Genomic DNA, 13,413 nt, shown 5'->3' with positions numbered 1-13,413 from the left:
GCGGGGTCTACGCGGGCCGCGCGTCCCAGCGGAACCGCCGCACCGCGACGACGGCCCCGGCCACGCCCCAGGCCGCCAGCACGCCGAGGGCGTCCCAGTCGTAACCGCCGTGCCGGGTGAACGGGGCGAGCATGGCGTCGTTGAACGGCTTCACGGGCAGCAGGCCCGCTATCCGGTTCAGCACCTCGGAGTGCACGGGGAAATAGCTCCCCGAGATGAACACCAGCGGGAACTGGATGAACTGCACCACCGCCGGCGCCGCCTCGGCGTCGCCGACGAGGGAGGCCACCGCGACCCCGAGCGCGCAGAAGCTCGCCGCCCCGAGCAGCAGCGTCAGCGCCACGGCCGCCCAGTGCGCCGGCAGCGGCGCGCCGTACAGCCGGCCGACGCCGACGACGAGCACCACGTCGATGACACTGACCAGCACGCAGTGCGCCAGCAGACCGGCGAAGTAGACCCAGGCGGGCAGTGGCGTGGCGTGCAGCCGCTTGAGCTGGCCGCTCTGCCGGCGCAGCGAGAGGACGATCGCCAGCTGGGCGTAGCAGGCGCCGAGCACCGACACCGCCGCGATCATCGGCGTGTAGTACTCCATCCCCGACATGCCGAAGAAGAACGAGCCGCTGTCGCCGCTGCCGAACACGGCGCCGAAGATCACGATGACGACGACCGGGAAGACGAACGTGAACACCATCGCCTGCGGATTGCGCCAGAACGACAGCTGCTCGTAACGGATCTGATGGACCAGCAGCGCCGGCCGGCCGCGGCGCGTCGTCGCGCGGTCCGGCTGCCGGACGGGGGTCAGGACGGTCATGCGCGGCTCCGCTCGGGTCGTCGACGCCGCCGCGGCCGGACCGGGGCGGCGGCCTCCGGCTCGTCGTCCCGCGTGGCCGTCAGGTCGAGGTAGACGTCCTCCAGGGTCGGGCGCTCCACGGTCAGCCCCGCCAGCGGCGTGCCCCGCTCCAGCGCCCAGCCGGTGAGCCGGTGCAGCGCGGCGGTGGGCTCCGTGACCACCGCGGTGACGCGCCCGGGAGCCACCGTGTCCAGCGGCAGCGGTACGTCCGCCGGCTCGGTGCCGGGCGGCAGCGTGAACGAGATCCGGCTGCCGGCGCTGTCCCGGCCGCCCAGGGTCGCCGGGGTGCCGGTGGACACGATCCGGCCGCCGGCGATGACGGCCACCGAGTCGGCGAGGGCCTGCGCCTCGTCCATGTAGTGGGTGGTGAGCACGATCGTCGTACCGCCGTCCCGCAGCCGTCGCACCACGTCCCAGGCAGCGCGCCGGGCCTCCGGGTCGAAGCCGGTGGTGGGTTCGTCGAGGAACAGCAGCCGCGGGTCCCCGACCACGCCGAGCGCGAGGTCCAGGCGCCGCTGCTGACCGCCGGACAGGTCCTTGGCCCGGGAGCCGGCCTGTTCCTCCAGGCCGACCAGGGCGATGACCTCGTCGGCCGGGCGCGGCCGAGCGTAGTAGCCGGCGTGCCGGAGGACCGACTCCCGTACCGTCAGATACGGCTCGGCCGTCATGTTCTGCAGCACCAGCCCGATCTGCTCACGCAGCACGCGCCCGTGGGCCGGATCCCCGGGATCGTGCCCCAGCACCTCGACGTGGCCGCCGTCACGGGCACGGAAGCCCTCGAGGATCTCCAACGTGGTGGTCTTGCCGGCGCCGTTCGGCCCCAGGAGCGCGAACACCTCGCCCTGTTCGACGGTGAAGTCCACGCCGCGCACGGCCTCGCGCTCCCCGTAGGACTTGCGCAGGCCGGTCACGGCCACCGCCGTCACCACAGCTGCTCCGCTGTCCGCACTGTCTCTACCTCCTGGTACGACGTCGCTGGGGCCCGGTCGGGGGCCTGCCGCGACCGTACGCGCGCGGTGTGGCCGCGACGGCGCGCGGACGGGGAGGAGATGACGGACGTCACGCGTCCCGCGACAGTTGTCAGCCGCCACCGCCCCGCCGTTGCCCGGATCCGGCGGGCACATCCATCCTCGCGATCACGACGGCGCCACGGTCGGTCGCAGTCACGGGACGAGCAGCCACGAGACGAAAGGCAGGGCCGCAACGTGCAGTCGAGTCCGACGGGCGCGGACGGGTCGACGGAGCGCATCACGGTGATCGGCGCCGGTATCGGCGGCCTGACCCTGGCGGCCGCGCTGACCCGGCACGGCAGGAGCTTTCGCCTCTACGAGAAGACCCGCCGGCTGGCGGAGGTCGGCGCGGGCACCCAGCTGTCGCCGAACGCGGTCCGGCCGCTGCTGGAGCTGGGCCTCGGTCCCGCGCTGCGGGAATGCGCGGTGCCGATCAGGGCGATGGAGGTACGCGGCCACAGCGGGCGGCTGATCGCCAGGACCCCGCTCGGCGCCGAGTGCGCACGCCTCTTCGGCGCCCCCTACCTGACCGTCCACCGGGCCCACCTGCACGCCGCGCTGGTGTCGGCGATCGACCGGGACCGCCTGCGGCTGGGCCGCCGGCTCGCCGAGGTGCGGGAGACCGAGGGCGGCGCGCTGCTCGGGTTCGAGGACGGGGCCGTGCTGCGCGCGGGGGTCACGGTCGGCGCCGACGGACTGCACTCGGCGGTACGTGCGGTGTTCCGCCGGGACGCCCCGGTGGCGTCCGGCACGGGAATGTACCGCGGGCTGCTCCCGATGACGGCGCTGCCCGCGGCGGCCCGGGAACCGGTGGTGCGGATCTGGCTGGGCCCCGGCGGCCACTTCGTCTGCTACCCGGTCGCGGCGGGCGAACAGCTGAGCTTCGCGGCGACCGTGTCGCTGCCCGACCCGGCCGACGGCGAGCAGGGGCAGAGCCGGGCGGCGCAGGTGTTCGGCGGCTGGCGGGGGCTGGTCGCGGACATCGCCGCCGCCGGGGTGGGGCAGCGGTGGCCGGTGTCCGACCGCGATCCGCTGGACACCTGGTCGCGCGGCCGGGTGACGCTGCTGGGCGACGCCGCGCACCCCATGCTGCCCTTCCTGGCCCAGGCCACGAGCCAGGCCGTCGAGGACGCGGTGGAACTCGCGGCGTGCCTGGCGGAGACCCCGGCCGCCGACGCCGACGAGGCTCTCGCCCGGTACGCGGCGCTGCGCGGTCCGCGCGCCAGGGCCCTGCAGCGCGCCGCCCGCCGGACCGCGGGCCTGCTGCACCTGCCCGACGGCCCGGCCCAGCGGCGCCGCGACGCGCTGTTCGCCGAGAGCGCCGCCCTGCCGGAGCGCGGCGTGCTGTTCGCCCACCAGGCGGGGCGCCGTTCGCTGCCGACGATGGTGTGACATACCCGCCGTCATCCGTCACTTATCCGATGACCAATGTCACCTACACGCATGTGACCCGCGAGAATTCCCGAACGCCGCGCCTAAGGTCGCCGACAGGCACCGAAATCGATGTACCGCGGCCAGGAACACGGAAGTTGGAGATGAGCCATGTCGGCCGAGAGCGCGCACTCCGCACTGCTGTCAGAAAGCGGAAATACGACGGACGAGTCGGAATACCGGTGGCTGTTCACCGAACTTCTGGACCCGGAAGCAGACCATTCCAGGCTGCCGCTGGACATCGGCACGCCGCCCATCACGGAATCCGCGGCCGGCGCGGACGACACCGACCTCCTCCAGCGGCTGGAGCAGGAGGCCGCCTCCTGGGCCGCCGACGAGACCGCCCGGTTCCGGACGCTGTTCGACAAGGTCGCGGGGACCGCCGACCGCGACGCCGTGGTCCGCCGCGTCCTGCTGGACTGTGCCCCCTTCGCCCTGGTGTCCGGCGCCTGGCTGCAGTGGGCCTGCAGCCCGGCCAACGTCGACACCGAGATCGGCATGCGGCTGCTGTCGCTGTTCGCCACGGACGTCGGCGTCGGGCGCGTGGAGGCCTCGCGCGGCCACGCCTATCTGAACCTGCTGCGCCGGGAGAACCTCTCCGAGCTGGCGATCCCGACCTCACGGCTGGCGCTGGACCGGCAGCTGAGCGACCGGGTCTTCCGGATGCCGGCGCGGGTGCTGGCCATGAGCCGGCGGCCCGACGACCACCTCCCCGAGCTGATGGCCGCCGACCTGTGCCTGCGCGCGGCCGGTCTGATGCCCGCGATCGCCGCGGTCCGTCCGCTGCTCACGGACGGATTCGACTGGGACTCCCTCCACGCGGACGGCGCGGACGAGGCGCTGTCCGGTTCGCGTGGCCTCGTCGCGCTGCACCTCACCGAGAACGCCGGCGACCGCGACCGGGTGGTGGCCGGTTTCCACTGGATGCTGCGCAACCTGCGGGACTGGAGCGAGGACATCCTCGCGGACGTCACCACCGTCCTCGACCCGGCGCACGAGATGGCCGAACTGCTGCGCTTCAAGGCCCGCGAGGGCGCGGTCTACCACCAGCGCTTCGAGCTCGAGGGCAAGCCGCTCAACAAGTGGTTCGAGCTGGCGGCGGACGGCGACTTCACCGCGCTGCTGCGGGCGCTCGCCGACTCCCGGCTGATCAGGCCCGGCGACCCGGACCGCAGCCCCCTGGTGAACCGGCTGGTCGGCGAACGCGGCCCCATGTTCCGCATCTTCACCCCCGAGGACCTGGCGGTCATCCGGCGCTGGATCGCCTCCCTGCCCGCCGCCGACCCCACCGAGGCCAAGGGCGAGGGCCCCCGGACCCGCTCCGTGTCCGGGCACGCCCACCGCGGCGCCCGGCCGGCGCAGGCACGGCCGTCCGGCTCCGGCGACGGCGAACCGGCCGACATCCGCGAGGCGTTCCACCTGCTGACCCGCCGCCGGGACACCCCGGGCCTGCGCCGCTGGTCGCTGGCGTACGTACGGCAGTGGCTGGCGCGCTCCGGCTGGCAGCTGCCCGACGCCGAGCACGTGCCGCCCGCGCAGTGGGACCCGGAGGCCCTCAACCTGTGGATCCACGACCAGCACGAGCGGCAGGCCAAGCAGTTCGACGTCACCGGCACCTATCTGGTGCCGCCGCGCGAGGAACTCATCGACCTGATCGTGCAGGGTGGTCTGCGTGCCCTGATCGACGGCGCCTGGCTGCAGGGCTTCACGGACTACGAGCACGCCTCCTCCGACGTCGGCCGGCTGCTGTTCCAGATCTACTGGGACGAGCTCGGCAACGGCGACCTGCCCATCAACCACACGGTCCTGTACCGCGAACTCCTCGAGGACATGGGCATCAGGCTGCCGCACGTCGCCACCCGGGAGTTCGCCCAGTGGCGCGGCTTCCGTGACGCGTCCTTCGAGGTTCCGGTCTACTGGCTGACGATCAGCCGGTTCCCGCGGACCTTCCTGCCGGAGACGCTGGGCCTGAACCTCGCGGAGGAGCTGTTCGGCGTCGGCGGCAGTCTGCGCCAGACCCAGCTCGGGCTGAAGACCCACGGCTTCAACACGCTCTTCTACGACATCCACAACACCATCGACAACGTGGCCAGCGGCCACTCCGCCTGGGCCATCGACGCCATCGGCACCTACATGTCGTCCGTGGCCCGTTCGTTCGGCGCGGACATGCAGGCGGAGACCTGGCAGCGGATCCGGACCGGCTTCTACTCGGCCACCCCGCCGTTCTACGTCAACGGCATGCTCGCCGACCAGGGCGCCGGCGCCACCGGGACCCGGTCATGAGTCTGTGGGCGGAGGAGCAGACCCGGAGCGAACAGGAGCAGCGGGTCGACTTTGTACGCCGCTCGCTGCCCGCCGAGGGGCTGTTCGCCGACAAGGAATGGCGGATCTCACCCGAGGCGTTTGCCGTGGACGCGAAGCTCGGCAAACGCCTGCAGGGCTTCGGCGGTACCCTTCTGCGGTTTCTGCGCGCCGCCAACAAGCTCTACCTGGACAGCGCCGCGGGCCGGGAGCCCGGCTGGATCGCCGACTACCTCGACGCCGGGAAGCCCCGTGACCTGGTCGAGCACGCCAGGAGCGGCTCCTTGGCGAACGTTCTGCCGCGGGTCATCAGGCCGGACCTGATCCTCACCGAGGACGGTTTCACGCTCACCGAGATCGACAGCGTTCCCGGTGGCATCGGCCTGACCGGCTGGCTCAACGAGACGTACGCCGCACTCGGCTGTCATGTCCTGGGCGGCGCCACCGGGATGCTGTCCGGCTTCCACGGCATCGCCGGGTCCGCCGACGTTCTGGTGTCGGAGGAGTCCGGGGACTACCGGCCCGAGATGGACTGGCTCACCCGGCGGATCACCGAGGAGACGGGGTCGGACGGCGGCCGCGTCCGGCAGGCGGAGAGCTTTTCCGTCGAAGACGCACGGGCGGACGGCGGGCGCCGTCCCGTCTACCGGTTCTTCGAGCTGTTCGACCTGCCCAACATCCCGCCGGCCGACGGCCTGATGAAGGCGGAGGCCGCGGGCGACCTGGTCATCACCCCGCCGCTCAAGCCGTATCTGGAGGAGAAGGCCTGGCTCGCGCTGTTCTGGATGCGGCCGCTGCGCGAGTTCTGGCTCCGCGAGCTGGGCAGCCGGAACATGCGCCTGCTGCAGCAGGCCATTCCGTACACCTGGATCATCGACCCGGCTCCACTGCCGCATCACGGTTCGCTTCCCCGGCTGGAGGCGCAGAGCTGGGCGGACGTGGCCGCGTTCAGCCAGCGGGACCGGGAGCTGGTGATCAAGATCAGCGGCTTCCACGAGGACGCGTGGGGGAGCCGCAGTGTGGTGGTCGGCTCGGACGTGTCCCAGCAGGACTGGGCGGCGAGCATCGAGCAGGGCCTGGCCGGCTTCGGCACCAGCCCGCGGATCCTCCAGGTGTTCCACAAGGGCCGGACGGTCGAGCAGTCGTACTACAGCGAACCGGACCGGAGGATCAAGGAGATGACGGGGCGGGTGCGGCTGTGCCCGTACTACTTCGTGACCGAGGGGCGGGCCGACCTCGGTGGCGTGCTGGCCACGATCTGCCCTGCCGACAAGAAGATCATCCATGGCATGCAGGACGCGATCCTGGCCCCGGTGGTCGTATCCCGTACGCGGTCCCCGGAGGTCGACTGACATGCACATAGGCACCATCGGCGACGTCCATGCGCTGCGGGACCGCCTCGACGTTCCCGGCATGGGATTCCTCCCGGTCAACGCCTTCGTCGTGCACGCGGACGAACCGGTCCTCGTGGACACCGGACTGCCGGGCAGCCGGGCGGAGTTCCTGGACGCCGTGGGTTCGGTCGTCGACCTGCGGGATCTGGCGTACGTCTGGCTGACCCACCCCGACCGCGACCATCTGGGTGCCCTCGACGCGGTGCTCGAACTGGCGCCGCGGGCACGGCTGGTGTGCACCGCGTCCGCCGCCGGCTATCTGGCGCTCGGGCAGCAGGTCCCCGAGGAGCGGATCCACGTGATCGCCCCCGGCGAGTCGCTGCCGGTGGGCGGCGGCCGCCGGCTGCGGGCCTTCCGGCCGCCGCTCTACGACAACCCCATGACCGTCGGCTTCCTCGACTCCGGCAACGGTGCGTGTGTCACGTCCGACTGCTTCGGCGCGATGCTTCCCACGGCGGACAGCGCCGACGCGGCGGACATCGCCGACCTCGATCCCGCCGCGGTGCGCGCCGGCCAGACGTTCTGGGCCGGCGTCGACAGTCCGTGGGTGCACGTGGTGGATCCGCGGCGGTTCGCCGCGACGTACGAGGATCTGCGCCGCTTCCGGCCGGGTCTGATGCTCGGTGCCCATCTGCCGCCGGCGGCGGACGGATTCGACGGCTTCCTCGACCTGCTGGCCGATCTGCCCCTGAGCACCCCGGATCAGCTGCCTCCCGGCGATCTGCTCGACCGGGCGGTCGACGACCACCTCGACCGTGTGACCCCCAGGTAAGGAAAGGCACGCCATGGAATTCATGCAAGCGGATCGTGAGGCCTGCGACCGGCTGCTGCCGGGACTGCGTGAGCGGCTCCTCGAGCTCCCGTTGTCCGAGCTGGAGTCGGCGGACAGCCCGGCGCTCGCCCTGTTCCGCGAATACGGCGGCACCCAGCTGCTGATCCCCGCCGACCGGGGCGGACTCGGCGCGTCCGCGCTCGACGCCGTCCGCGTCGTACGGGTGCTGGGAGGCCTGGCGCCGTCGATGTCCGTGGCCACCGCGATGCACCACTTCTCGATCGGGATGCTGTACTCGATCGCGGACCTGTACGGCAAGGACACCGAGATCGAACCGATCCTCGAGCGGGTCTCCGGGGAGAAGCTCCTGGTGGCGTCCGGCTTCGCCGAGGGCCGCAGCAACCAGGGCATCCTGAGCCCGAACACGGTGGCCCGCCCGGTGCCCGGGGGCTATGTCGTCGACGGGGCGAAGAAGCCCTGCAGCCTGTCCCGGTCCATGGGCCTGCTGACGACGAGCGTGGCCGTGCCCCGGGCGGACGGCACCAACGAGATGGGACTTCTGCTGCTCCCCGCGGACACCCCCGGCATCTCCGTGCACCCCTTCTGGTCGACGTTCCCGCTGGCCGGCGCCGAAAGCAACGAGGTGCGGCTGACGGACATCTTCGTGGAGCCGACGAAGATCCTCCGGCCGCCGCCGGGGTTGACGGCGCAGCTCAGCGAGCTGGAGGAAGCGGGCACGATCTGGTTCCAGATGATCGTGACCGCGGTGTACACGGGCATGGTGAGCCGGCTGGCCGCGCTGGTCCTGGAGCGAGGGCGCGGCGCGGCCACCGACCGGGCCAGGCTGCTCATGGCCGTCGACTCGGCGGCGATGCTGGCCGAGGGCATCGCACGCCGGGTGATGAGCGGCGACACCGGCAACGACTGCGCCGCCGCGGCGCTGGTGACCCGGTTCTCGGTGCGCGAGGTGCTGACGCAGGCGCTCGACCTGGCGGTCGAGCTGCTGGGCGGCATGTCGTACATCCAGTCCACCGACGTCGCCTATCTGACCGCGGCCGTCCACGCCATCGCCTTCCATCCGCCGTCGCGGACGAGCATGACGGACGCCCTGCTCGACTACTACGCCGGCAAGCCGCTGGTCATGGCCTGACACCCCCGGCCCGCAGGAGTCCACCATGCGACGCGACGCACATCACGAAGAGCGGCAACGGGTGGATCCGTCCGCCCCCGCGGTATCCGACCGGGACTGGCGTTCCCTCGCCACCCTGCTGTCGGACGGCGGCCGGCTGCTGCGGCCGGGCGACCGCGGCTATGCGCTCACCCGCCCGGTCAGCAACCGGCGTTACGCGAGCGTGCTGCCCGGCGCCGTCGCCGCCTGCCGGGGCCCGAAGGACATCGCGGCGGCCGTCGACTGGGCCGGCCGCCGCGAGATGCCGTTCGCGCTCCGGTCCGGCGGACACAGCTACGCCGGCTACTCCGCCACCACCGGGCTGCTGATCGACCTGTCCGGACTGGACACCATCACCGTGGACGAGGACGCCGGCGAGGTCACCGTCGGTACCGGGGTGACCCAGGACAGACTCCAGCGCGCCCTCGCCCCGTACGGGAGGACCTTCCCCGCGGGCCGCTGCCCCACCGTCGCCATGGGCGGGCTGATCCTCGGCGGCGGCATCGGGTTCTCCTGCCGCCGGTGGGGCCTGGCCTGCGACGCCCTGGTCCGCACGGATGTACTGACCGCGGGGGACGGGGTGGTGACCTGCTCGGCGGACTCCCACGCCGACCTGTTCTGGGCGTGCCGCGGCGGAGCGGGCGGAAGCCTCGGGGTGAACACCGCGTTCACGCTGAGGACCGAGCCGACGGGCCGCGTCACCCTCTTCGACATCGAATGGCCGGTGCACGAGGCACGGCCCGTACTGGCGGCCGTGCAGGAGCTCGCCGCCCGGGCACCCGGCGAACTCGGCGTCCGCATCGATGTGGCCACGTCCGGGAGCTGCCCGCAGGAGGCCGCGGCGCGGGCGTCCGTGAGTGCGATCGGGCAGTACCACGGTCCCCGCGCGGAACTCGAGCGGCTGCTCGCTCCCGTACTCGAACCGGCTGCGCGGCCACGGATCCGGATACGGGAGTGCGAGCACCGGGAAGCCTTCGAGTCCTTCGCCGAGATGCCGCCCGTGAACCGGTTCGCGGTGAAGTCACGCATGGTCCGGGACGCGCTGCCGGCCGAGGCCGTCGACGTCGTGGTGGAGGAGATCCGGCGCTGGCCGGGCAGCCGCGACGAGGACGGTGCCAGTGCCGCCCTGTTCGCGCTGGGCGGCGCGGCCGGCCGGATCCCGGCCGCCGCCACCGCGTTCGTGCACCGGGACGCCGCCTTCGTCCTGGCGCTGGAGACCAACTGGACGGACGACGACCCGCCCGAAGCCGCCCGCGCCGGCCTCGACTGGCTGGAGCGGCTGCACGAGCGGCTGCGGCCGTACACCGCGGACGGGGCCTACCAGAACTTCCCCGACCCGGAGCTCGAGAACTGGCGCGCCGCCTATTACGGCTCGAATTACGACCGGCTGGTCGGCGTCAAACGCGCCTATGACCCGGACGACGTCTTCCGCTTCGCGCAGAGCATCGGTTCATGACGGCCAGGAGAAAGCCACCCCAGGAGGGGAAATGAGTAGTCCGGACTACAGATATGTGCGCCAGGAGCTGGTCGAGCCGGACTGGCGGCGATTCCCCGGGTGGCGCGAGGTGACGGCCGTGCAGTGGGAGGACGTCCAGTGGCAGCGCTCCCACTGCGTGAAGAACGTGAAACAGCTGCGGGCGGTGTGCGGCGACCTGCTCCAGGACTCGTTCTACGACGACGTGACCCAGGACCAGAAGTGCTACGCCACGATGCCGGTCCTGATCCCGCCGAACATCCTCAACACGATGGTGCCGATGCCGTCCTCGCTCACGCCGGCCGACTTCACGGCCGCGTTCTACGAGGACCCGGTGCGCCGGTACATGCTGCCCGTCTTCAGCGACCGCCGCCCCGACTGGCCGAGCCACCCGCTGGCCGTCCGCGACTCCCTGCACGAGCGGGAGATGTGGGTGACCGAGGGTCTCACCCATCGCTATCCGACCAAGGTGATGGCCGAACTGGTGTCCACCTGTCCGCAGTACTGCGGACACTGCACCCGGATGGACCTGGTCGGCACCTCGACCCCGCAGGTGGAGAAGGTCCGCTTCGACCTCAAGCCGGTGGACCGGACCGACGCGATGCTGGCCTACCTGCGCGAGAACCCCGGTGTCCGGGACGTCGTGGTCTCCGGCGGGGACGTCGCCAACGTGCCCTGGCCCCGGCTCGAGGCCTTCGTACGGGCGCTGCTCGACCTGGAGTCCGTACGCGACATCCGGCTCGCCACCAAGGGACTGGTCGGTCTGCCGCAGCACTGGCTGCAGCCCCAGGTGCTGACGGGCCTGGAGCTGATCGGCCGGGAGGCCGCCCGCAGAGCCGTGAACCTGGCGATCCACACCCACGCCAACCACGTGCAGTCCGTCACGCCCCTGGTGGCGCGGGCGGCGCGGGCGGTGCTGGACGCGGGCGTACGCGACGTACGCAACCAGGGCGTGCTGCTGCGCGGGGTGAACGCGACCCAGGCCGATCTGCTGGACCTGTGCTTCGCGCTGCAGGGCGAAGCGAACATCCTGCCCTACTACTTCTACATGTGCGACATGGTGCCGCACTCGGAGCACTGGCGGGTCTCCGTCGCCGCCGCCCGCGAACTGCAGCAGCAGATCATGGGCCAGCTGCCGGGCTACGCCACGCCACGGATCGTCTGCGACGTGCCGTACCTCGGCAAGCGCTGGGTGCACCAACTGCAGGACTACGACCACACACTGGGCATCTCGTACTGGGGTACGAGCAGCCCGCGCACGACCGCCGACAAGCCCGGGGAACCGGAACCCGCCTGCTACTACGACCCCGTGCACACGCTGCCCCAGGAGGGCCGGCAGTGGTGGCGCGGCTTCAGCCGGTCCCCCGGAGCCGAACCGCCGCGCCTGCCCGGCCCCGGCGGCCCCGCCACGACGCCGCAGTACGCCTCCCTGACGGCCGGGGTGGGACAGTGATCCGCCTGTACGACACCGGCGTCCGGCGGATCCGCGACTTCGTCCCCCTGGTCCCGGGCCGCGTCTCGATCTACCTGTGCGGCCTGACGGTGCAGGCGCCCCCGCACATCGGGCACGTCCGCGGCGCGATGAACTTCGACGTCATGCGCCGCTGGTTCCAGTACCGCGGCCACGAGGTCACGTTCGTGCGCAACGTGACCGACATCGACGACAAGATCATCGCCAAGCAGACGGAGCTGGACCGTCCGTGGTGGGCGATCGGCTACGCGAACGAGCGGGGCGTCAACGCGGGTTACGAGGCCCTGGGCTGTCTGCCCGTGACGTACGAGCCGCGGGCCACCGGCCACGTGCCCGAGATGATCGAGATGATGAGCGCGCTCATCGAGAAGGGCCACGCCTACGCGGCGCACGGCAACGTCTACTTCGACGTCCGCTCGTACCCGGACTATCTCGCCCTGTCCAACCAGGAGCTGGCCAACCTGCGTCAGCCGGAGGGTGAGGCGGAGGCCGGCAAACGCGACCCGCGCGACTTCGCCCTGTGGAAGGCCGTCAAGCCCGGCGAGCCGTCCTGGGAGACGCCGTGGGGCCGCGGCCGGCCCGGCTGGCATCTGGAGTGCTCGGCGATGGCGCACAAGTACCTGGGCCGCTCCTTCGACATCCACGGCGGCGGGATCGACCTGATCTTCCCGCACCACGAGAACGAGATCGCGCAGTCGAAGGCCTACGGCGACGACTTCGCGAGCTACTGGGTGCACAACGCCTGGGTGACCATGAGCGGCGAGAAGATGTCCAAGTCGCTGGGCAACTCGGTGCTCCTGACCGAGATGATCCGACGCTGGCGCCCGATCGTTCTGCGCTACTACCTGGCGACCCCGCACTACCGCTCCACCATCGAGTACAGCGAGGAGTCGATGCTCGAGGCCGAGGCCGCCTTCACCCGCATCGAGAACTTCGTCCGGCGCGTGGTGGAGCAGGCCGGGGGCGCGGTCGAACCCGCCGCCGAGGTACCGGCCGCCTTCGCCGAGGCCATGGACGACGACCTGGGCGTCCCCCAGGCTCTCGCCGTCGTGCACGCCACCGTCCGGCAGGGCAACACCGCGCTGTCCACGGACGACAAGGACGGGGCCGTCGCCCGGCTCGCCGAGGTGCGGGCCATGCTCGGGCTGCTCGGCCTGGACCCGCTGCACGAACACTGGGCCGGCGAGAGCGAACGCGGCTCGGATCTGCGGGGGGCGGTCGACGCACTCGTACGCGTGGTGCTCGAGATGCGCCAGGCGGCCCGGGCCCGCAAGGACTACGCCACCGCCGACGCCGTCCGCGACCAGCTGCTTCGGTCGGGGCTCGTCGTCGAGGACACCCCCGACGGGCCGCGCTGGACGCTGGGCTGATCTTTTCCTTTCCTCCGGTCAAGAGCTGACGGAGCAATTCGTAAAGCTCTGACACTCATCACGAATGTCCATTACACCGATCACGGCCGTGCCGCCGCATCGATGAACCGGGGCGATTCCCCGGGAAACTGGAAACGCCGGAAACCCCCGTTCGAACGACCACCGACTCCCA

The 13,413-nt window shown here is 71.7% G+C and carries 10 protein-coding genes; 8 read left to right on the top strand and 2 right to left on the bottom strand.

The genetic code is table 11. From position 1 onward, the window contains the following. Positions 1-7: 7 nt before the first annotated feature. Both SRB5_RS13130 and SRB5_RS13125 read right to left on the bottom strand, forming a co-directional pair. Positions 8-811: an ABC transporter permease gene (locus SRB5_RS13130; protein ID WP_153452099.1), complete on the bottom strand. Its 804-nt coding sequence runs from the start codon at positions 809-811 to the stop codon at positions 8-10. Then, positions 808-1,776: an ABC transporter ATP-binding protein gene (locus tag SRB5_RS13125; RefSeq protein ID WP_323377850.1), complete on the bottom strand. Its 969-nt coding sequence runs from the start codon at positions 1,774-1,776 to the stop codon at positions 808-810. The genes SRB5_RS13130 and SRB5_RS13125 overlap by 4 nt, the downstream gene beginning before the upstream one ends. A gap of 279 nt (positions 1,777-2,055) precedes the next feature. Between SRB5_RS13125 and SRB5_RS13120 the strand changes: the two genes are divergently transcribed. The 8 genes from SRB5_RS13120 (at position 2,056) to cysS (ending at position 13,241) form a co-directional block, all read left to right on the top strand. Beyond that, positions 2,056-3,252: an FAD-dependent monooxygenase gene (locus SRB5_RS13120; protein WP_323377849.1), complete on the top strand. Its 1,197-nt coding sequence runs from the start codon at positions 2,056-2,058 to the stop codon at positions 3,250-3,252. Between the two features lie 150 nt (positions 3,253-3,402). Next, complete coding sequence (locus tag SRB5_RS13115; RefSeq protein ID WP_153452094.1) at positions 3,403-5,574, top strand: iron-containing redox enzyme family protein; 2,172 nt, start codon at positions 3,403-3,405, stop codon at positions 5,572-5,574. Beyond that, positions 5,571-6,944: a hypothetical protein gene (locus SRB5_RS13110; RefSeq protein WP_228390021.1), complete on the top strand. Its 1,374-nt coding sequence runs from the start codon at positions 5,571-5,573 to the stop codon at positions 6,942-6,944. Before SRB5_RS13115 ends, SRB5_RS13110 begins: the two co-directional genes overlap by 4 nt. Before the next feature lies 1 nt (position 6,945). After that, entirely contained in the window at positions 6,946-7,758 is an 813-nt protein-coding gene (locus SRB5_RS13105; protein ID WP_194292917.1) for an MBL fold metallo-hydrolase, read from the top strand. Between the two features lie 13 nt (positions 7,759-7,771). Continuing rightward, positions 7,772-8,908 carry an acyl-CoA dehydrogenase family protein gene (locus SRB5_RS13100; protein ID WP_153452091.1) on the top strand — a complete coding sequence of 379 codons (1,137 nt, stop codon included), beginning with the start codon at positions 7,772-7,774 and terminating at the stop codon, positions 8,906-8,908. A gap of 25 nt (positions 8,909-8,933) precedes the next feature. After that, on the top strand, positions 8,934-10,382 hold the full coding sequence (locus SRB5_RS13095; RefSeq protein ID WP_153452089.1) for an FAD-binding oxidoreductase: 1,449 nt from the start codon (positions 8,934-8,936) through the stop codon (positions 10,380-10,382). 31 nt (positions 10,383-10,413) lie between these two features. Beyond that, entirely contained in the window at positions 10,414-11,853 is a 1,440-nt protein-coding gene (locus SRB5_RS13090; protein WP_228390020.1) for a KamA family radical SAM protein, read from the top strand. After that, positions 11,850-13,241 (top strand): cysteine--tRNA ligase, encoded by a 1,392-nt coding sequence (cysS, locus tag SRB5_RS13085; protein WP_323377848.1) that lies wholly within the window; start codon positions 11,850-11,852, stop codon positions 13,239-13,241. Before SRB5_RS13090 ends, cysS begins: the two co-directional genes overlap by 4 nt. Positions 13,242-13,413: the final 172 nt, after the last annotated feature.

This window comes from Streptomyces smaragdinus (genome assembly GCF_009604385.1).
Classification (GTDB): domain Bacteria; phylum Actinomycetota; class Actinomycetes; order Streptomycetales; family Streptomycetaceae; genus Streptomyces; species Streptomyces smaragdinus.
This window is presented reverse-complemented; position numbering and strand designations above follow the sequence as displayed.

Excerpts from the sequence above, each read along its gene's own strand:
- SRB5_RS13130 (WP_153452099.1), bottom strand. The coding sequence starts at position 811 with ATGACCGTCCTGACCCCCGTCCGGCAGCCGGACCGCGCGACGACGCGC.
- SRB5_RS13090 (WP_228390020.1), top strand. The coding sequence starts at position 10,414 with ATGAGTAGTCCGGACTACAGATATGTGCGCCAGGAGCTGGTCGAGCCG.
- SRB5_RS13095 (WP_153452089.1), top strand. The coding sequence starts at position 8,934 with ATGCGACGCGACGCACATCACGAAGAGCGGCAACGGGTGGATCCGTCC.
- SRB5_RS13115 (WP_153452094.1), top strand. The coding sequence starts at position 3,403 with ATGTCGGCCGAGAGCGCGCACTCCGCACTGCTGTCAGAAAGCGGAAAT.
- SRB5_RS13100 (WP_153452091.1), top strand. The coding sequence starts at position 7,772 with ATGGAATTCATGCAAGCGGATCGTGAGGCCTGCGACCGGCTGCTGCCG.
- SRB5_RS13110 (WP_228390021.1), top strand. The coding sequence starts at position 5,571 with ATGAGTCTGTGGGCGGAGGAGCAGACCCGGAGCGAACAGGAGCAGCGG.
- SRB5_RS13105 (WP_194292917.1), top strand. The coding sequence starts at position 6,946 with ATGCACATAGGCACCATCGGCGACGTCCATGCGCTGCGGGACCGCCTC.